Origin of the sequence: Solwaraspora sp. WMMD937 (assembly GCF_029581175.1) — a bacterium.
In the GTDB taxonomy this organism is placed as follows: Bacteria; Actinomycetota; Actinomycetes; order Mycobacteriales; family Micromonosporaceae; genus Micromonospora_E.
This window is the reverse complement of sequence record NZ_CP120738.1, coordinates 4,629,640-4,649,249: the sequence shown is the minus strand read 5'-3', so window position 1 is coordinate 4,649,249 and position 19,610 is coordinate 4,629,640. Positions and strand designations below refer to the sequence as shown.

Here is a 19,610-nt window from a genome sequence, read left to right as displayed (position 1 = left end):
AAGGTGAGCGGAAGTTGCTCGGGGCGCCTCAGCGCTGGGTTGCGCGCATCGGACGGCTACACTTGGCCGCACGTGTACGGTACGTCATCATATGCCTACACCTCGCGCACGGGCTCCGCAGGCTTCGGCAGTGGCATGCACTGGGATTGCGACGACTGCAACGTTACCTACAGCTGATAGTGCCATGTTTCATAAGCGCACACTGACAATCGTACTGGGTGTCGCGCTTGTGGCCGGTTGCGAAACGCCGCATGGTCGATTTCTGTAGCCTTCATGATGATTGCCCCGGTCACCTCGGTCGGCGGTGATCTGTTCGGCGACGCCGTTGTCGGCAACCTCCGTTTCGGGTTGGCTGTCGCTGTCGCCTGTTTCGTTCCGCTGCAGGATGCGCGACGCACCACAGGCACCGGGGAGCGGACCGCACCGCGGCAGCCGGGCGCGGTCACCGCCGTGCTGGACCGGACCACACCGTGACCTCATGTGGTCCCGGGCCCTGCCCTGGTCAGCTGAGCAGCAGCACGACCACGACCACGGCGGCGATGCCGACCATGGTGGCCAGTGCGGCCACCAGGACCGGGCCGTGTTCGTCGTACCAGGGGCGGCCCGGCGCGGCAGACACCGGATACGGCGACATCGGCGTCAGGTGCGGTGAGACCGGCGTCGGCATCGGCGCCGGCGACATCGGGGTCGGGTGCACCGGCGCCGGTGGACGCGGGCCGGGCAGGTCGACGCGGGCGGCGGCACCGAGGCGCAGCGCGCCGTCGGCGACGACGGTCTCCGGCTGCTCCAGTGTGGTCGGTGCAACCCCCAGTTCGGTGTGGATCAGCTGCGCGGCGAGCGGGATCCGGCTGGAACCGCCGACCAGGAACACGCCGACCAGGTCGGCCGGGGTAAGGCCGGCGGCGGCGACCGTCTGCGCCAGACACGTCACGGTACGGGCCAGGTGGTCGCGGATCAGCGACTCCAGTTCGTCGCGGGTGACGTGGGCGGCGATGTCCAACGCCGGCAGGTGCACGTCGGCGCTGACCGTGCGGGACAGCATCTCCTTCGCGCCGCGGACGTCGTCGTAGAGCAGGGCGCGGGCCCGCCGCGACCCGGTGTCGGCGGGGGCGACCAGACCGTTCCACACGCTCGTGCGGCTGGGCGAGTAGACGCCGCCGAGATGCTCGACCAGCGCCTGGTCGAAGTCGAGTCCGCCGAGTTCGGCCAGGCCCTGCTCGGCGAGCACGTCGAACCCGGTGGCGGTACGCCGGACCACGGCGGCGTCGAAGGTGCCGCCGCCCAGGTCGTAGACGGCCAACGCCCGCCCGGGCGGTATCGCCGTGCCCAGCGCGGACGTGTAGTAGGAGGCGGCGGCGACCGGTTCGGCGATCAGCGTCGGCCGGGGCAGCCCGGCGGCGTACGCGGCCTGGATGAGGACCATCCGCCGCCGCTCCCCCCACCGCACCGGATGGGTCAGCCGGACCTCGTCGACGCCGCCGAGCTGGCGGCGGGCCTCGGCGGCGACGTGCCGCAGCAGGGCGGCGACCAGCTGCGACACCGCGACGTCGGCGTCGCCGAGCAGCACCGTGCCGTCATCGACGCGGCGTTTCGGGTTGGGCTCGAACCCGGACGGGTCGATGCGGGCGCGGCGGTGCGCGTCCGCGCCGACGAGCAGCCGCCCGTCGGCGTCGCGGTACACCGCCGACGGCAGCAGCGGGGTGCCGTCGAACAGCAGCGGCCGTACCCGGCCGTCGCCGCCGCGTACCACCGCCACCGTGTTCGAGGTGCCGAAGTCGATGCCGAGTGCCCGCATGGGGGCACCCTACTGCCGGCGGCGCGGCGGCCCGCACCGGTCACCGGCCGGGGACCGGTCGGCGTCGCGCAACCTGCCGTACGCCCGCAGGTTGCCCGCGGCGGGCATACTGCGGGCGTGTCGCACCGGTTCGCGTACCTGGACTTGCCGGCTCCGATCGCGTTCGCGCACCGGGGCGGGGCGGCCCGCGGTGACGAGAACACCGCCGAGGCGTTCGGCCGTGCCGTCGGGCTCGGCTACCGGTACGTGGAGACCGACGTGCACGGCACCGCCGATCAGGTGGCGGTGGTGTTCCACGATCCGACCCTGGACCGGGTGACCGGCGACAAGGGCAGCATCGCGCGGCTGCGCTGGGCGGACCTGGCCACGGTGCGGGTCGGCGGGGCGTCGGTGGTGCCGCGGCTCGACGACGTGCTCGACAGCTGGCCGCAGGTGCGGTTCAACATCGACGTGAAGGCCGACGGCGGGGTGGAGCCGACGCTGGCGGCGGTCGACCGGTGCGCCGCCGCCGACCGGGTGCTGCTGGCGTCGTTCTCCGATCGGCGGCTGCACCGGCTGCGGACGTCGACCGGCGGTCGGGTGGCGACGTCGCTGGGCATGCAGGCGGTGACCCGGCTGCGGGTCGGGTCGTTGACCGGCCGGCGGCTGCGGCTGCCGCCGTCGGTGGTGGCCGCGCAGGTGCCGGTGCGGTTCAACCGGGTACGGGTGGTCGACGCCCGGTTCGTGGCGTACTGCCACCGGCTGGGGTTGCAGGTGCATGTCTGGACGATCGACGAACCCGCCCAGATGCACGAGTTACTGGACCTCGGGGTGGATGGCATCATGACCGATCACGTCGAGGTGTTGCGTGACGTGTATCTCGCCCGCGGCCACTGGCCGCCCGACCGGCGGGTCGACGCGGACCGCGCCGCCCACTGACCGACAGTGAAGGATCCGATGGCCGACCCCACCGAGCCACCCAGCGGCACGCCCACCGGGCCCGCGCCCGTACCGCCGCCGTCGGCGTCGCCCGGTGCCGCACCGTCGAGCACCCGGCGGGAACGCACCGGCTGGTACTTCTACGACTGGGCGATGTCGGCGTTCTCCACCACCGTCATCACCGTGTTCCTGGGGCCGTTCCTGACCACGGTCACCAAGCAGGCCGCCGGCTGCGCGGCCGACGCCGACGAGTGCACCGGCTCGGTGTACCCGCTGGGCATCGAGGTGGCGCCGGGGGCGTACTTCCCGTATCTGGTGTCGCTGTCGGTGGCGTTGACGGTGCTGGTGCTGCCGGTGATGGGCGCGCTGGCCGACCGGTCGATGCACAAGAAGCGGCTGCTGGCGGTGTCGGCGTTGCTCGGCGCCGGGGCGACGGTCGCGATGGTGTTCGTCACCGGGGACCGCTACCTGCTCGGCGGCGGGCTGTTCGTCCTGGCCAACATCGCGTTCGGCGCCAGCGTGGTGGTGTACAACTCGTTCCTGCCGCAGCTGGGCGGCCCCGACGACCGCGACCGGATCTCCAGCCGCGGCTGGGCGCTCGGCTACCTCGGTGGCGGGCTGCTGCTGGCCGTCAACCTGGTGGTGGTGCAGTCGTTCAGCGTCGACGGCGACGCGCAGCGCACCCTGGACCTGGCCCGCTGGTCGATCGTGTCGGCCGGGGTGTGGTGGGCGGTGTTCACCCTGGTGCCACTGGCGTGGCTGCGGGAACATCCGGCGGTCGACGCCCGGCCCGGCGGCAACGTGCTCACCGACGGGTTCAAACAGCTGGGCCGTACGGTGCGCGGGCTGAAGGCGTACCCGTTGACGTTGTTCTTCCTGCTGGCGTTCCTGGTCTACAACGACGGCATCCAGACGGTGATCGCGTTGGCCAGCCAGTACGGCACCGAGGAGCTGCGGCTGGGCCAGTCGACGCTGATCGTGACGATCCTGCTGGTGCAGTTCCTGGCGTTCGGTGGGGCGCTGCTGCTCGGGGCGGTCGCGCAGCGTATCGGTGCGTGGAAGACGGTGCTGGGCAGCCTGGTGCTGTGGACCGGGGTGATCGTGGCGGCGTTCCGGCTGCCGGCCGAGGCGCCGGCGCAGTTCATGGCGCTCGGCGCGGCGATCGGGCTGGTGCTCGGCGGCTCTCAGGCGTTGAGCCGGTCACTGTTCAGCCAGCTGATCCCGGCCGGTAAGGAAGGCGAGTACTACGGCTTCTACGAGATCAGCGACAAGGGCACCAGCTGGTTGGGGCCGTTGGCGTTCGGGTTGGTGTTCCAGCTGACGAACTCGTACCGGGTCGGTCTGGTCTCGTTGTTGATCTTCTTTGTGGTCGGGTTCGTGCTGCTGCTGGCGGTGCCGATGCGCCGGGCGATCGTCGCCGCCGGCAACACCCCGCCCCGGGTGCTGTGACCCGGGAGCGGGGCGGGGTGCCGCGGTGAGCGTCACAGGATCGGCTGCGTCGCCTCGATCTGCGTGATGGCGGTGCGGGTGGCCGCCACGAAATCCCAGAACAGCGTGTTGGTGGTGTTCTTGCGCTGGGAACGGGTGTTGGTGCCGAACATCGCCGCCCGCAGCGGAGTGGTCAGCTCCAGCTGGGCGCCCATGCCGAGCAGCGTCCGGTTGACGATGTTGTCAGTGGCGGTGCCGGCGATCGCCGGGATGCCGGTGGCGTCGAACGCGCTGATCCCGGCCGCGGTGTAGGCGGAGATCAGCCCGGCGCGCAACGCCGCGTTGCGGCCGCCGACGGCGACGGCCTGCGCGCCCGACGGCAGCCCGGCGGTGCCCGGGGTGCAGCCGTGCAGGGTGACGACGTTCATCGCGCCGGCCGCCACCGACAACGCCGGGACGTCGTCGCAGTGGCTGGCGGTGACGTGCAGTTCGGCGTTGCCGGACGAGCGGATGCCTTCGAACATCCAGTAGTCGTACGTCGGGCCGGCCGGTGGGGTCGCCGCCAGGTCCGCCGGGTGGTAGCCGGCGATCGCCAGGCACAGCTCCGAGGTGCCGCCTTCGATGCCGCCGCCGTGCGGGGCGATGATCGCGGTACGCGGGAACGGGAACGCGGTGGCGTCGGAGTTGTCGAGCAGCGGATGCCGGCGGTAGCGGCGGGCGTAGTCGACCCCTTCGGTCAGGTTCGGGTCCGAGTACAGGTCGGTGTTCGAGGTGTAGATGTCGGCGGCGGCCGCCGGGGTGGCAGGCAGCGTCGCCAGGGGTCCGGCGACCGCCGCGGTGGCGAGCAGGCCGAGGACCGTCCTTCTGCTGGTGTTCACGAGGTGTCTCCTCAGGTGTGGTTCGCGGTTCGCCCTCCGGTGTTGGGCGAGGCACACCGTGTCACGGCCGCCGACAGCACCGCGAACCATTTGCCGACCGGGTTTCCGTCCGCGCAGGCACCATTCGGCTGAAAAATGCAGCGGTACGGTGCCATTTGCACCGAAGAATCGTCGGATCAGCGACACATTCGGTGTTCGTGACCCGACATCGACAACAGGCCACCAGTCAGCGACTGGCCTTGCCGTACGGAGTGGTTCAGACGGTGAGCCGGCCCGGTCAGCCGGTGAGCCCGACCGCCAGGGCGACCACGCCCAGCAGCGGCGGCAGCCCCTGGATGAGCGCGGCGCGCAGCATCGCCGGCCGGGAGAGCACCAGGACCAGGCTGGCGGCGAGCATCGTGCCGGCACCGGTGAACACCAGCGTCGCGCCGACGGCGGTGGCCCCGGCCGCGACCACGACGATGCCGGCGACGACCGCGACGGCCAGGAACAGGTTGTAGAAACCCTGGTTGAACGCCAGCGTCCGGGTGGTCAGGGCGTCCTGCTCGCTGCGGATGCCGAACACCGCGCGGGTACGCGGCGCGGTCCACACCACCGACTCCAGGTAGAAGATGTAGCCGTGGATCAGCGCCGCCGCACCGGCGAGGACCAGACCTGCGACAACCACGGTGTCCCCGCTCCCACGAGACGTGTACCGACCGGACGCAATCTATCGGACACGCCACGTCGTAGGGTGGCGGCCATGGAACGCACGCCGGAACGACAGTGGCTCGACGCGCTCAGCGACGTGCTGCTGCGCTCCCACCTGTTCCAGCCCGACGAGCTGGCCGGCGCGTTCGCCGACGTGATGGCCACCCTCGGCGTGCACGCCACCATCTACCTGGCCGACGAGGAGCAGCACACGCTGCGGCCCGTACCGGTGCCGGGCCGGGCCGACCCGCAGCCGCAACCAGTCGAAGGGTCCGTCGCCGGACGGGCCTTCACCCTTGTCGAGTCGATCCCGGCGCTGAACGCCCCGGCGTGGTGGATTCCGATGGTCGACGGCACCGACCGGCTCGGCGTCATCGAGTACGTCTTCGACGATGCGGCCGACGCCGCCGGCCCGCACACCCGCCGCCGCTGCGAAACCGTCGCCGGGCTGATCGGGCACCTGATCACCGCTACCCGGCCGAAAGGCGACCATCTGCGGCTGGTCGGCCGGTCCCGGTCGGCGACCGTCGCCGGGGAACTGCTGTCGCAGGTGCTGCCGCCGCTGACCGCCGCCACGCAGCGGATCACCGTCAGCGCCGTCCTCGAACCCTGCTACGACGTCGGCGGCGACGGCTTCGACTACGCCATCGACGGCGACCACGCCTTCCTGGCGATCTTCGACGCGGTCGGGCACAGCCTGAAAGCCGGCCTGGCCTGCACGACGGTGATCGCCGCCGTCCGGTCGGCCCGCCGCTGCGGGCACGACCTGGTCACCCAGGGCCGCACCGCCGACGCGGCACTGACCGACCAGTTTACCGACGCCCGGTTCGTCACCGCGTTCCTCGCCGATCTGGACCTGGAGACCGGGCTGCTGCGGTATGTCAACGCCGGGCACCCGAGGCCGCTGCTGCTGCGCGGCGGCAAAATGGTCCGGGAGCTGCGTGCCGGCCGGCGGCTGCCGCTGGGCATCCCCGACACGGCCGCCCGCGTCGGCGAGGAGATCCTCGAACCCGGCGACCAGCTGCTGCTGTTCACCGACGGCGTGCCGGAGGCCGGGGTGCGCACCGGTGAGCCGTTCGGTCTGCGCCGCCTGGTCGACTTCGCCGAACGGCAGGCCGCGACCGGGCTGCCGGCACCCGAAGCGGTACGGCGACTCGCCCGCGCCGTCGCCGACCACCGGGGCGGCCCACCCGACGACGACGCCACCCTGCTGCTGGCCGAATGGTCCCGCACCGCCGCCGTCCGCGTCCTGCCCACCCCGCTGTGACACCTCCGCCGTAAGGCATCCGACACCGCGCCGGTCCGACCTTTCTGGCGGTACGGATCTACTGTGGCTACCCGACGACGGATCGTATCCAGCGGACGGCAGGGCCACACAGGTGATCAGACATTGGAAGGCGGCGACGCCTGCGGCGGCGGGTGCGGCGGCTCTGCTCGCCGCTGCCGTTGCGCTGCTGCCGGGCCGGCTGTGGCCGACACTGGGGCAGCTGATCGTCGGCCACTGGCTGGTGTTGCTGCTGGCCGTGGCCGGCGTGACCGGGTTGACTGTCGGCGGGGTGCTGTGGCGACGGTCGCAGCCGGCTGCCGAAGCGTCAGCAGCACCCGCCCCGCCACAGCGTCCACTGCGTCCGCTGCCGAGCTGGCTCCTCGGGCTCGGCTTTTTGGCCGTCGCCGGTATCACCTGGGCTGCGGTGTGGGGTCTGCAGTCCACCATCCCAGCCGGCGTCGGATCACCGTTGGAGCAGGCGCAACTGCGGGTGGAGACGATCCGCACCGGCCTGTCGGTCGGCGCGGGTGTCGGTGCCGCCGCCGCGCTGCTGCTGGCGTTACGCCGACAGCAGGTCACCGAACGAACCCAGCAGGCCACCGAGTACGACGCGGGCGAGAAACGGGTCACCGAGCTGTACGTCAAGGCCGCCGAACAGCTCGGCTCCGACAAGGCACCGGTACGCCTGGCCGGCCTGTACGCCCTGGAACGCCTCGCCCAGGACAACCCGGCGCACCAGCAGAGCATCGTCGACGTGATCTGCGCCTACCTACGTATGCCGTACACCCCACCGGCCGAGAAGCAGACGCCGAAGCCGGATCAGCCGACGCAACCTGACCCCCGGGAGGAACGCCAGGTACGGCTGGAGGCACAGCGCATCCTCGCCCGCCACCTGCGGCCGAAGACCTTGGATGGTAGCCCGGGCTCGGGGTACTGGAACGGCGTCACCCTCGACCTGACCGAGGCGACCCTCCTCGACGCAGATTTCACTAATTGTATTCTGCACGCCAGGTTCGACAACGCGTTTTTTGTCGGTGAAGCTGGTTTTGATAACGCAACGTTCGCCAATAGCGCCTGTTTCGACAATGCGAGATTTTCCGGGAAAGCATTCTTCATCGGATCGATAATTGTTGGATTCGGTCATTTCGATGGAGTGTATTTTGGCGAGGGTGTCAGCTTCTCCGGGGTCACATGTAAAGGCGGTATTACATTGACGGCCGCAACCGTAAGGGGCATTGCTGACTTCGACAAGGAGATGTTCGCAAGAAATTCTTTCCTCGACGGGGCTAAGTTTGAAGGTGGGGTGTATCTGGATGATCACATAACCGAGAGCGTTGACAGTTTCACCCATCTGCGACCATTGGCTACTCGATTTCAGATCGATCTCATCAACGGTCGCGTGGTGCACGTACTGTCAGAAGAGAAGCTGGAAGGGGACGCGGAGTCGGAGTGACGGCCCACTGCCGTCACTCGTCCGTGCAGTCCAGTGCGCCGCGATCACCTGGCTGTAGCGGATCCGACAGTGCGGCGGTCCGACTGGCTGGCGGTACGGGTCTACTGTGGTTGCCACCTCGGACGGACGGAGTGGTGGGCATGGTGGACATCGACCCGATCGCGGCGGCGACCGGTGCCGCGTTGATCCAGGCGATCGCGACGGACGCGTGGGAGAAGGCTCGTGACGGGGCGGTCGCGCTGTGGCGGCGGGTACGCCCGCAGCAGGCCGACGCCGTCGCCGCCGAGCTGGCCGAGGTACGCGAGGAGGTCATGGCCGCTCGCCGCGACGGTGACACTGACGCCGAGCGGGGCCTGGTCGACGACTGGCAGCGCAAACTACAGCGGCTGATCCGCCAGGATCCGGCGTTCGCCGCCGAACTGCGTCGCCTCCTCGACGACACCCTCACTCCCCTGCTGCCGCCCGCCGACCAGCAGCAGGTCGGCAGCATCACGATGACCGCCAACGCCAAAGACAACGCCCGCGTCTACCAGGCCGCCCGCGACCAGCACATCACCGAGCGGTGACGCGACCCGACATCCATCTGCGCGGTGAGGCCAGCGGCGACGGGCAGGTGTTCCAGGCCGCCGGTGACCAGCACATCACCATCTACGAGCAACGGCCGGCGTACCGGGTGGAGCGGTGGCAGCCGCCACGGCCGCCGGACCCGCGTACGTTGGTCAACCAGCCGAGCATGTTGCTCGCCGCCAACAACCAGGTGGTGCCGTTCACCGCCCTGCGCGACGCCGACCGCGCCGAGCTGGCCGCCTGGCGCGACGACCCGGCGCGCGGCGTGGCGGTGCGGCTGATGCACGGGCCGGGTGGGCAGGGCAAGACCCGGCTCGCGGCCCAGTTCGGCGCGGACAGCATCGCCGCCGGCTGGGCGGTCGCGGTCGCCCGGCACCGCAGCCAACTCGCCGCCGACGACCCGCCCGAGGCCACCGAGGTAACCGGGCGCGGCCTGCTGGTGATCATCGACTACGCCGAACGCTGGCCCGCCGAAGACCTGCGAGACCTGCTCAAGGACCGGCTACTACGTCAGAGCGTGCCGACCCGGCTGCTGCTGCTCGCCCGACCGGAGTCGACCCTGTGGCCATACCAGCATGATCTGACGACGCTGGGGTATGCGGCCGACGTCACCGCGCTGACCCCGGCCGCCGACAGCCCCGCGAACCGGCAGCGCATCTTCACCGAGGCGGCCGACCGGTTCGCCTACGCCTACGGCATCGACGGCAGCTCGATCCGGCAGCCCGCCGACCTGGCCACCGAGGAGGCGTACCGGCAGATCCTGGTGATCCACATGGCGGCGCTGGTCGCGGTCGACGCGGCCGCGCGTCAGCGGACCGCGCCGACCGGCGATCGGGACCTATCTGCCTACCTGCTACGCCGCGAGGTCGACCACTGGCACAAGCTGTACGAACAGCGGGCCAGCTTCGTCACGACCCCGCAGGTGCTGAGCCGTACGGTCTGCACGGCGACGATGACCCGGCCGCTCGACTACGGCGACGGCCTGGCTGCGTTAACGGTGGCCGGGGTGTGCGCGCCGGACGCCGCCGACCAGGTCCTGACCGACCATGCCGTCTGTTACCCGCCGGCCAAGCCGGACAAGGTGTTGGAGCCGCTGTATCCGGATCGGCTCGGCGAGGACCTCATCGCGCTGCGGCTTCCCGGCCACAAGGTGGCCGGCTCCCCTACCGATCCATGGTCCAGTGGGGCGATCACCCGGCTGATCACCGGCACCGACCCGGACGGCGCTGGTCAGCCACCCTGGTCGGCAGCGGCGTTGACGATGCTGGTCGAGGCAACCATCCGCTGGCCGCACCTCGCGTCCCGGCTGCTCTCTCCGCTGTTGCGTGACCGTCCCGAGTTGGCGGTCGCCGCTGGCGGCACCGTCCTGACCCGCATCGCCGACGTCGACGCACTCGACACCGCCGCGCTGGAAGCGATCGAGCCGCATCTGCCGCAGGGACTGCATGTCGGCCTGGCCATCGCCAAAGCCGCCATCACGAAGCGACTCACGATTCATCGGCTCACCACCGCAGATGAGCCGACGCGAGCGTGGTTACTTGCCACCCTCGGGTACCAGTTGTCGGAGGCGGGCCGGCGCGACGAAGCCCTGACTGCCACCACCGAAGCCGCCGACATCTACCGCCGGCTCGCCACGGTCAACCCCGCCGCCTACGAACCCAACCTCGCCATGTCGCTGAACAACCTCTCCCTCAATTTGTCGGACCTGGGCCGGCGCGACGAAGCCCTGGACGCCACCGACGAAGCCGTCACGATCCGACGCCGGCTCGCCACGGTCAACCCCGCCGCCTACGAACCCGACCTCGCCACGTCGCTGAACAACCTCTCCGTGATGCTGTCGAACCTGGGCCGGCGCGACGAAGCCCTGGACGCCACCGACGAAGCCGTCACGATCCGACGCCGGCTCGCCACGGTCAACCCCGCCGCCTACGAACCCGACCTCGCCACGTCGCTGAACAACCTCTCCGTGATGCTGTCGAACCTGGGCTGGCGGGAGGAGGCCCTGACTGCCACCACCGAAGCGGTCGGAATCTACCGCCGGCTCGCCCAGACCAACGCCGCCGCCTACGAACCCGACCTCGCCACGTCGCTGAACAACCTCGGCATCCGACTGTCGAACCTGGGCCGGCGCGACGAAGCCCTGGACGCCACCGACGAAGCCGTCACGATCCGACGCCGGCTCGCCACGGTCAACCCCGCCGCCTACGAACCCGACCTCGCCATGTCGCTGAACAACCTCGGCATCTGGCTGTCGGACCTGGGCCGGCGCGACGAAGCCGTGGACGCCACCGACGAAGCCGTCACGATCCGACGCCGGCTCGCCACGGTCAACCCCGCCGCCTACGAACCCGACCTCGCCATGTCGCTGGGGGCGTCAGCGTGGGTGCGGGTCGCCCATCAATATAAGCTGCCAGAGGCGTTCAAGGCTATGACCGAGTCAGTCGAGCGCTACGAGAAGCTGTTCCGGCAGATTCCGATGGCGTACGTCGGGGACCTGGTCAGGGCGCTGGGGACGTTGGCGGACGTACTCGACGGGCTCGGTCGCGGGGACGAGGCAACAGCGGTCAGGGCTCGCCGAGACGCGCTGACAGCCGGGCAATAGCTTCGGATTCGGCGATCTGATCGGGCCAGCGGAGGAACCGGCGGTACAGGTCCGGCGGGCTGAGCTGCTCGGCGTCGCATTCCAGCAGGTCGTCGATCGCCTCGTACATCAGGGTGGCGAGGTAGACGCACATACCGATCCGGTCGTTGGCCCAGTCGGCGGTGATCTCGATCTTGGCGCTTTCGCACGGCCATTCGGTACCGCACTCGCGACAATTCCAGTGGGGGCGGGACGCGATGTGCATCAGTGCGCCCCGTTCACTCGGGCGCGCTGTCCGCGCGTCAACAGGCCGGCGACCCACACGTACGCGGTGGGTTGGTTCCATCGGTGGCCGCGATCCCACTGCGGCGACTGCTTCGGCGGCCGATCCGTCGGCTTCGGACGCGGTGCTGGCGTGTTGTGCAGGTACGGCGCGATGGTCGACGACAGGTACTTGTCGGGGCAGGGCCAGCGTATTCCGCAGCGGCAGTACCGGCCGAGTCGCCGCCAGTTCCGGGCGTGTCGTGGCGCGAACCGTATCGCGCCGTCGCGTGTGGACCTCAACCCCATTTGTCAACCCTTCCTGCAACACATTTCCCATGATCGCTGAACTCTTCCTTCACATCATGCTTATTCGCCATCTGGCTCAGCGCAATCTCGCACCGGTAGGTTCGGACCTAACATCCACCCGCCATTACGCGACACGAGAGGACGGGGTTTCGTGGACGACGCCGGCAGCACTGTCCCCCGCAGGCAACTGGGTCGATATCTGAGAGAGCTTCGTGAAGACGCTCATGTCACGGTCGCCGCAGCGGCCAAGGCACTCGAATGGTCGCCGCCGCGCATCTGGCGCTACGAGGGCGGCCAGGTGCCGATCCACCCGAACGACGCCGAGGCGATGTGCCGGCTCTACGGCGCGCCCCCGGAAACGATCACGACGATGCGCAACCTGGCCCGCGAGACCAAGTCACGCGGCTGGTACCACGCCTACGACCACGCCATCACAGAATGGTTCAAGCTGTACGTCGGCCTCGAAGCCGCCGCCTCGACGATCCGCAAGTACGAGCCGAACGTCATCCCCGGCCTGCTCCAGTCCTTGGAGTACATGACGGAGATCATCACCACCGGAAACCCCGACCTCAGTCCGGCCCAGCAGCAGGCCAGGATCGAGGTGCGGTCCAAGCGACAGAAGTTGCTCGCCCGAGTCGTCCCACAGGCCCCCGACCTCGACGTGGTGATCGGCGAGGCGGCGCTACGCTGCCCGATGAAGGATCGGGCAGCGATGGCTCGCCAACTGCGGCACCTCGCCGCCGTCGCGACCCAACGCCACAACGTCACCGTCCGGGTTCTCCCCTTCGCCGCCGGGCTTCCCAGCAGGCCGGAGGTCGGGTCGTTCTCCATCCTGACCTTCCCCAAGGTCAGCGTCCGCCCGCCCGAGCCGACCACCGTCTACTCCGACGGCCCGTGCGGTGCCATTTACCTCGACAAACCCATCGAGATCGAGACCTACGAGGGCATCTGGTCGTCACTCAAGCAACACTGCCTCACCCCGCTAGAATCGACCGAGTTCATCACCCGGATTGCCAAGGAGTACGACCATGAAGGCTGACGGCGTCTGGCGTAAGTCCACCCGGTCCGGTGCCGACGGCGACTGCGTCGAGGTGGCCGGCCACCCGTACCGCGTCGCCGTACGCGACAGCAAGGACCAGACCGGCCCGGTCCTCACCTTCGACACCGCCGCCTGGCAGCACTTCGTCGGCACGGTGAAGACCCCACACTGATCCGCACCACTCCCGACCAACGACGAGCCCTGGTCCGCCGGCTGTCACGCAGCGGCGGACCAGGGCTTCACGTTGCTCTGATCAATCAGCCCGCGAGCCCTGGCTGGCCCACGTCAACCCTCCGGGGGCACACCGATGATCGACGCCGACCACATCGCTGCGACCGTCACCGTCTATCTGGACCGCCATCCCGACGAGGCCGGCCGGCTCGCCCCGCTGACCGCCGCCCTGCGTGAGCCCGGCGACCTGACGTCCCGCGCGACCTTCACCGGGCACGTCACCTGCTCGGCGCTCGTCCTCGACGCGGACCGGCGGGTGCTGCACATCCGCCACAACGTGCTCAACACCTGGCTGCGGCCCGGCGGACACCTTGAACCCGACGACACGACCCTGGTCGGGGCCGCGCTGCGCGAGGTCGCCGAGGAAACCGGCATCAGCACCACGGCGCTGACTCTGCTCGACGAGACGCCGATCGACATCGACGTCCACCCGATCCCGGCCAACCCGGCCAAGGGCGAACCCGACCACCAGCACTTCGACCTGTGCTACGCCTTCACCACCACCGCCCGGGATGTGACGTTGCAGGCCGAGGAGGTTCACGACTTCGCGTGGCTGCCCGCCGCCAAGATCACCCCCGCCGTTCTGGCCGAGCGGATCGCCGCAGTCGCCGCGACGACGTAAACGGCCCTCAGAGACGCCGGTCGCAGCCAAGGCACAGACGCCACATCACGACTGACAGAGAGTTGTGAGTCTTGACCATCGTGTGATCGGCCGGAATGATCTACCCATGCCGGCTGATCGTCACATGTCGATGGGAAGACCATGGGGACTGTTATCCGCCGGCTCGGCCGGATGCTCGCTGCCTGCGCCCTCGTCGCCGCCACCGCCCTAACGGGCGTTGTCGTAACAGGTAGCGCGGCCCACGCAGACGGCTGCTACACGTGGGGGCGCACCCTCTCTCAGGGGATGTCCGGTAATGACGTCAAGCAGCTGCAGATTCGCGTCTCGGGCTACCCGGGCTACGGCGCGGTCCTCGCCCTCGACGGGGCGTACGGCCCCGCCACCCGGTCAGCGGTGATCCGCTTCCAGCAGGCGTACGGACTCGCCGCCGACGGCGTCGCCGGCCCGCAGACCTTCAACAAGATCTACGCGCTCCAGGACAACGACTGCACTCCGGCCAACTTCAGCTACGCCGAGATGAACAACTGCAACAGCAGCTGGTCCGGTGGCGCGGTGTCCGCCAGCACCGCCAAGTTCAACGCCCTCGTGTCAATGTGGAAGCTGCAGGCCATGCGGCGTGCGCTCGGCAACGTACCGCTCTATGTCAGCAGCGGCTTCCGCAGCTACTCCTGCAACAGCGCGGTCGGCGGCGCCTCCAACAGCCGGCACCTGTACGGCGACGGCGTCGACCTGGTCGGCTCGCCCTCGTTCTGTCGGATCGCCCAGCAGGCCCGCTACCACGGCTTCAGCAACATCCTCGGCCCCGGCTACCCCGGCCACAGCGACCACACCCACCTGGGTGCCACGCCGAGCCGGTCCTGGTCCGCGTCGAGCTGCGGCATCTGAGGGCCGATACCCACAACGACCGAGAACTCTCTCCCCGCGACCGGGAATCTGCTCCCGCCTGACCGCCGGTGACCCGATCACCGGCGGTCAGGGCCGGCCGCCCAGCGCCACGGCCACGAATCATGCGCCCATCGGACACAATGAACAGATGGACACCGTCGCGCAGCTGACCATCGTCCGCCACGGGCAGAGCACGGCGAACGCGGCCTTCGCGGACGCCCACGCCCGAGGTCTGGCCGACCACGGCCTCACCGGCCGCGACGCCGACATCGAGCTGACCGCGCTCGGCTGGCAGCAGACCACCCACCTCGGTCATTGGCTTGCCACCCGACCCGCCGACCAGCGGCCCGACGTGGTCGTCTGCTCCCCGTACCTGCGGGCCCGTCAGACCTGGACCCGGGTGGCCGGCACCGCCGCCGCACTCGGCGTGCCGTGCCCGGAGGCGGTCATCGACGCACGGCTGTGCGACCGGCTGATGGGTGACCTCGAACTGCTCACCCCGCTGATGATCACCCAGCGGTTCCCGGCCGAAGCCGCCCGGCTCGCCGCCGACGGGCCGTACGCCTACCGCCCGCCCGGCGGTGAGACGTTCGACGAGGTCGTCGCGCGCGTCAAGGCCGTCCTGGCAGACCTGGACCGCGACCACGCCGGCCGGCGCGTCCTGGTCGTCGCCCACGACGCGGTGGTCATCGCGGCCCGCCACCTCCTCGACGGCTTGCCGTTCACCGAACTCGACGCGATCATCGCGACCACGCCGGTCGCCAACGCGTCGATCACCCGCTACGTCGACACCGGCGACGGCCTCGAACTGGTCGAGTTCGCCACCACCGCCCACCTGCCGCCGTGACTTCTACGGCCGCCCAGGCCGACGAACGCCGCACCCGGTAGCGCAGGTGAAGGACCCGGTTGCCCTGAATGATCACGTCAGGATCCGCCAGGAGGTGCTGCGCGTCGACCGACCCGAAGTAGCGCTTGCCGGACCCGAGCACGACGGGCACGACGTCCATGCGTGCCTCGTCGACCAGGCCTGCGGCGAGCACCTGGCCGCCGACGTCGCCGGCGGCGACCTCGACCAGGCGGTCGCCGGCAAGCTCCCGCGCCCTGGCCACGGCCGCCTCGACGCCGTCGACGAAGTGAAACGGCGCATCGGGATCCCAGCCCTCCGGCGCCGGCCGGTGCGTCACGACGACCACGTGGTCGACCCCCGCCGGCGGCGTGCCGTCCCAGCCGTCCGTCATGTCGAAGACGCGGCGGCCGACGATCGTCACCCCGATCTGGTCCCAGTACGGCCGGGCGTAGTCGTAGGAGATCTGCGACACCGTCAGGCCGCCGCTGTCGTCCAACGGGACGTCACCGCTGGACAGCCAGTCGAACAGCGGTCCGGGCTGGTCCTTCTCGTCCGCGATGAACCCGTCCACCGACACCGAGCTGTACATGACCACCGTGCCCACGGGCTCTCCTCTGCGTCCGGATGCCTCAAGTTAGCGCGCCGTGAGCTGGCGTTCTTGTAGAAAATCAATCCGCCGGCAGCGGCCAGCTGTCCAGCACGTGGCCGGGCTGTTCGCGCAGGAACCGCCGCCGGACCTCGACGTACCGGGTCGGCGTGAGCCCGGTGAACGCCCGGAACTCGTGGCCGAAATGGGCCTGGTCGAAGTAGCCCGCGCCGCTGGCGAGCTCGGTCCAGTCGACCGGTCCGGTCGGGTCGATCGCGAACACGGTGGCGGCGAAGCGGTAGATGCGGGCCAGCCGTTTCGGCGTGACGCCGACGATTTCCTTGAACCGCCGCGCCAGATGGGTGCTGCTGACACCGGCCGCCGTGCCCAGGTCGCCGATCGCGACCGCCCCACGGGTCGCCGTGATGACGCCGCTCGTGTGGCGGACCAGCCCCAGGCCGGCGGTAGCGCGCAGCCGTCGCGTCAGCTCCTGCTCCAGCAACGTCAGCATCTGCTGCGACGTGTCCGCCGACGCCAGCCGGTCCCGCAGCTCGGCGACGGCCGGCCGACCCCACACCTGTTCCAGCGTCACCGGCCGGTCACACAGCTCGGTGGCCGGCATCGGCAGGAACGGCGCCAGCCCCCACGGTTTGACGTGCGCGCCGACCGACCGGGTCCGGACCGGGTAGCTGAAGTCGTACGCGCGGGTGGGCGTGGTGACCACGCAGCCGTCGGCGTACTCGGCCGTCTCGATGTCGGTGCCGGCGCGGATGCGCAACGGCGCCCCGAGGTTGACGATGAGCAATGCCGCCGGCGGGGGCGGCAACGTCAACCGAGCGTGCGGCGGCGTACCCTCCAGGTAGTAGAGGTCGTCGATCAGCCCGTCCAGCGGCGGTTGCGGCACTCTGGACGTGTACTCCATGCCCAACAGCATCACCGACGACCCGCCGGCACCCTACGAGGAGTACGCCGTGACCGAGCCGTACGACACCGGGATGCTCGACGTCGGAGACGGCCACCAGGTCTACTGGGAGGTCTGCGGCAACCCCGACGGCGTACCCGTCGTGGTGCTGCACGGCGGGCCGGGCAGCGGATGCACGCCCCGGCACCGTCGTACGCTCGACCCCGAGCGCTTCCGGGTCGTCCTGTTCGACCAGCGCAACTGCGGCCGCAGCACCCCGTCGGCCGCCGACCCGGCCACCGACCTGAGCGCCAACACCACCGCCCATCTCGTCGCCGACATCGAACGGCTGCGCACGCATCTCGGCGTCGAGAGCTGGGTCGTGTACGGCGGATCCTGGGGTGCGACGCTGGCCCTGGCGTACGCGACTAGCCACCTCGACCGGGTACGCGGCATGATCCTCGTCGCGGTCACCATGACCCGTCGCTGCGAGGTCGACTGGCTGTACCGGGGTGCCGGCCGGTTCTTTCCCGAAGCCTGGCAGCGGTTCATCGCCCACGCCGGCCTGCCCGGCTACCGGCTGCCGACCGACAGCGAGCCGCCGATCGAGCCGGTGCTGCTGCGCTACGGCCAGCTGCTCGCCGACCCCGACCCGGCGGTACGCCAGCGGGCCGCCGACGAGTGGTGCGCCTGGGAGGACGCGCTGATCTCCGAGGAGCGCAACGGCAACCCGGGCGCGTACTCCGACCGTGAGTTGCGGCAGCGGCTCACGATGACCCGGATCTGCGCGCACTACTTCGGCAACGGCGCGTTCCTCGCCGACGGCGAGATCCTGCGTGACGTGCCGAGGCTGGCCGGGATCCCGGGGGTGCTGATCCACGGGCGTACCGACGTCAGTGGGCCGGCGATCACCCCGTGGGAGATCGCGCAGGCCTGGCCGGACGCGCGGCTGCACGTCATCGGCGACGCCGGACATACCGGCACTGCCGCGATGCGCCGTGTCCTGGCCGACGCCGCCGACACGATGGCCCGTCTGGCAGGGGCAGCTCAGTGAGTGACGTTTCGGACTCGGTCCCGCCACAGCGCGTCACCGTCGGCGAGGATCGACCTGGAAGCGACCGAAGATCGGAATCCCCTGGCGGGCTACGATGTGCGCCACTCTTCGTGTCTGAGTGATCACTATACGTAGATAAGACTCTTCCCGTTTGCATCGACGTTTTCTAATATCTGACCCACTGGTGCCACCGGACGGCACCGTCCGGTCTGCCCCCCGAGAGGCCGGGGCGACCAAATCGGAAGATGGGTGAGCAAATGAGCGAATCGTACGGGCAGCGGCCATTGAGTCGACGTGACGTGGTGCGAGGTGCGGCGGTCGGCGGGGTCGCCGCCGCAGCGGCAGTCGGCAGCACCTTCCTCCCGGAATCCCCGGCGGCGGCGGCCCCGCCGGTCAAGCCGATGCCCGCGCCCCCCGCGCAACCGGTGGCGGCGACGGCACCGACCACCGGGCTACTCGGTCTTGGCAGTTGGCTGGGCACGGCTTTGAAGGTCGCGAACGTCGCCGCGCAGGTGCTGCCCACCGTGCTCAGCCCGCAGCAAGGCAACGCGATCCCGTCGCCTTTCTACCTCGGAGACCTCAAGTTTGAATGGAGCAGCGTCGATGGTGGCAACATCTTCGAGTTGTACGTCACGAACAACACCGACAACGACATCGGGCTGTCCTACTCGGTCACCCGAAGCGGCCAAGACGCCAGCCTGTCTCTTCATCAGCCGGTCAGGGCCCATTATTCATACAAATGTCAGGCCGAAATGAGCACCTTCGCCAACGGACAGGTCGCTGCGGCGCCTACGCCGCTGGTTACCCTCTCCAACGCCGTCGACGGCCGCAAATTGTGGGCCGTCGCCAGATCGGTGGGCATAGGGGTCGGCGTCAACCTGCTGAGTGGCATGGTAGGGACGTTCGTCAAGGATTTGAGCAGTCACGGATTCAACTTCACGCTCGAGACGAACGACTCGGGAACTCCGGTTAGCGTGGAGGTTGCGGCGACCGACAAGAACGGCAACACCGTCAACGCCAAGCAAACGTCTTCGGGGCCGACGGCCACCCCCGACTCGACGATTACCATCCCGCTTCCACCCGGGGTGGATCTCGACCCCGCAGTCGCGGACATGCAGCTGGTAGTCGAGCTCGAGGAGTCGGACTACCAACGGCTCGTCGCCGATCGGCTCGACCGACTGATCGCCATCTGACGATCCGGTGCGGGTGCACCTGACTTGCCGGATGTGGGTATCTCCGCCAGGTTCCCAGCAGAGTCGGGTGCACCTTCTGGCGCGCGGCGGCGTCGGACTGCGCAT

19 protein-coding genes and 1 pseudogene are annotated in these 19,610 nt (G+C 69.7%); 14 read left to right on the top strand and 6 right to left on the bottom strand.

Translation table 11 applies throughout. From position 1 onward, the window contains the following. Window positions 1–273: 273 nt before the first annotated feature. Window positions 274–474: a hypothetical protein gene (locus O7621_RS20680; protein WP_282230773.1), complete on the top strand. Its 201-nt coding sequence runs from the start codon at window positions 274–276 to the stop codon at window positions 472–474. Window positions 475–502: 28 nt separating this feature from the next. Here O7621_RS20680 and O7621_RS20675 read toward each other — a convergent pair whose 3' ends face one another. Further along, complete coding sequence (locus O7621_RS20675) at window positions 503–1,795, bottom strand: Hsp70 family protein (RefSeq protein WP_282230772.1); 1,293 nt, start codon at window positions 1,793–1,795, stop codon at window positions 503–505. 117 nt (window positions 1,796–1,912) lie between these two features. On the opposite strand from O7621_RS20675, the gene O7621_RS20670 reads away from it, so the two are divergent. Together O7621_RS20670 and O7621_RS20665 are read left to right on the top strand one after the other, a co-directional pair. Continuing rightward, on the top strand, window positions 1,913–2,713 hold the full coding sequence (locus O7621_RS20670) for a glycerophosphodiester phosphodiesterase (protein ID WP_282230771.1): 801 nt from the start codon (window positions 1,913–1,915) through the stop codon (window positions 2,711–2,713). Between the two features lie 18 nt (window positions 2,714–2,731). Continuing rightward, the gene (locus tag O7621_RS20665; RefSeq protein WP_282230770.1) at window positions 2,732–4,162 is read left to right on the top strand and encodes an MFS transporter; all 1,431 of its coding nucleotides are present in this window, start codon (window positions 2,732–2,734) and stop codon (window positions 4,160–4,162) included. A gap of 32 nt (window positions 4,163–4,194) precedes the next feature. Here the strand turns inward: O7621_RS20665 and O7621_RS20660 are convergent, their stop codons facing one another. Together O7621_RS20660 and O7621_RS20655 are read right to left on the bottom strand one after the other, a co-directional pair. Continuing rightward, on the bottom strand, window positions 4,195–5,019 hold the full coding sequence (locus O7621_RS20660) for a poly-gamma-glutamate hydrolase family protein (protein ID WP_282230769.1): 825 nt from the start codon (window positions 5,017–5,019) through the stop codon (window positions 4,195–4,197). 277 nt (window positions 5,020–5,296) lie between these two features. Further along, window positions 5,297–5,686 (bottom strand): DUF1304 domain-containing protein, encoded by a 390-nt coding sequence (locus O7621_RS20655; protein ID WP_282230768.1) that lies wholly within the window; start codon window positions 5,684–5,686, stop codon window positions 5,297–5,299. Window positions 5,687–5,761: 75 nt separating this feature from the next. On the opposite strand from O7621_RS20655, the gene O7621_RS20650 reads away from it, so the two are divergent. From O7621_RS20650 to O7621_RS20635, 4 genes are all read left to right on the top strand, one after another. Continuing rightward, window positions 5,762–6,976 (top strand): PP2C family protein-serine/threonine phosphatase, encoded by a 1,215-nt coding sequence (locus tag O7621_RS20650; RefSeq protein ID WP_282230767.1) that lies wholly within the window; start codon window positions 5,762–5,764, stop codon window positions 6,974–6,976. Window positions 6,977–7,088: 112 nt separating this feature from the next. Further along, entirely contained in the window at window positions 7,089–8,429 is a 1,341-nt protein-coding gene (locus O7621_RS20645; protein WP_282230766.1) for a pentapeptide repeat-containing protein, read from the top strand. 140 nt (window positions 8,430–8,569) lie between these two features. After that, entirely contained in the window at window positions 8,570–8,995 is a 426-nt protein-coding gene (locus tag O7621_RS20640) for a hypothetical protein (protein ID WP_282230765.1), read from the top strand. Then, entirely contained in the window at window positions 8,992–11,598 is a 2,607-nt protein-coding gene (locus O7621_RS20635; RefSeq protein ID WP_282230764.1) for a tetratricopeptide repeat protein, read from the top strand. Before O7621_RS20640 ends, O7621_RS20635 begins: the two co-directional genes overlap by 4 nt. On the opposite strand, the gene O7621_RS20630 is transcribed toward O7621_RS20635, so the two are convergent. Then, the gene (locus O7621_RS20630; RefSeq protein WP_282230763.1) at window positions 11,561–11,842 is read right to left on the bottom strand and encodes a flavin reductase; all 282 of its coding nucleotides are present in this window, start codon (window positions 11,840–11,842) and stop codon (window positions 11,561–11,563) included. The genes O7621_RS20635 and O7621_RS20630 overlap by 38 nt on opposite strands. 456 nt (window positions 11,843–12,298) lie before the next feature. On the opposite strand from O7621_RS20630, the gene O7621_RS20625 reads away from it, so the two are divergent. From O7621_RS20625 to O7621_RS20605, 5 genes are all read left to right on the top strand, one after another. Continuing rightward, window positions 12,299–13,186 carry a helix-turn-helix transcriptional regulator gene (locus O7621_RS20625; protein WP_282230762.1) on the top strand — a complete coding sequence of 296 codons (888 nt, stop codon included), beginning with the start codon at window positions 12,299–12,301 and terminating at the stop codon, window positions 13,184–13,186. Further along, window positions 13,176–13,358: a DUF397 domain-containing protein gene (locus O7621_RS20620; RefSeq protein WP_282230761.1), complete on the top strand. Its 183-nt coding sequence runs from the start codon at window positions 13,176–13,178 to the stop codon at window positions 13,356–13,358. The genes O7621_RS20625 and O7621_RS20620 overlap by 11 nt, the downstream gene beginning before the upstream one ends. A 135-nt stretch (window positions 13,359–13,493) precedes the next feature. Continuing rightward, window positions 13,494–14,039: an NUDIX hydrolase gene (locus O7621_RS20615; protein WP_282230760.1), complete on the top strand. Its 546-nt coding sequence runs from the start codon at window positions 13,494–13,496 to the stop codon at window positions 14,037–14,039. A 285-nt stretch (window positions 14,040–14,324) separates the two neighbouring features. Further along, window positions 14,325–14,924, top strand: a complete 600-nt coding sequence (locus tag O7621_RS20610) for a D-Ala-D-Ala carboxypeptidase family metallohydrolase (RefSeq protein WP_348775253.1) — start codon at window positions 14,325–14,327, stop codon at window positions 14,922–14,924. Between the two features lie 148 nt (window positions 14,925–15,072). After that, window positions 15,073–15,771, top strand: a complete 699-nt coding sequence (locus O7621_RS20605; RefSeq protein ID WP_282230758.1) for a histidine phosphatase family protein — start codon at window positions 15,073–15,075, stop codon at window positions 15,769–15,771. Between the two features lie 25 nt (window positions 15,772–15,796). Here O7621_RS20605 and O7621_RS20600 read toward each other — a convergent pair. Continuing rightward, a pseudogene (locus tag O7621_RS20600) lies at window positions 15,797–16,375 on the bottom strand (dihydrofolate reductase family protein); the annotation flags it as partial. Between the two features lie 64 nt (window positions 16,376–16,439). After that, window positions 16,440–17,279 (bottom strand): helix-turn-helix domain-containing protein, encoded by an 840-nt coding sequence (locus tag O7621_RS20595; protein WP_282230756.1) that lies wholly within the window; start codon window positions 17,277–17,279, stop codon window positions 16,440–16,442. On the opposite strand from O7621_RS20595, the gene pip reads away from it, so the two are divergent. Beyond that, a complete protein-coding gene (gene pip / locus O7621_RS20590; RefSeq protein ID WP_282230755.1) occupies window positions 17,278–18,312 on the top strand; it encodes a prolyl aminopeptidase in 1,035 nt (344 codons plus the stop codon). The two genes, O7621_RS20595 and pip, sit on opposite strands and share 2 nt — an antisense overlap. 257 nt (window positions 18,313–18,569) lie before the next feature. Further along, complete coding sequence (locus O7621_RS20585) at window positions 18,570–19,505, top strand: twin-arginine translocation signal domain-containing protein (protein ID WP_282230754.1); 936 nt, start codon at window positions 18,570–18,572, stop codon at window positions 19,503–19,505. Window positions 19,506–19,610: the final 105 nt, after the last annotated feature.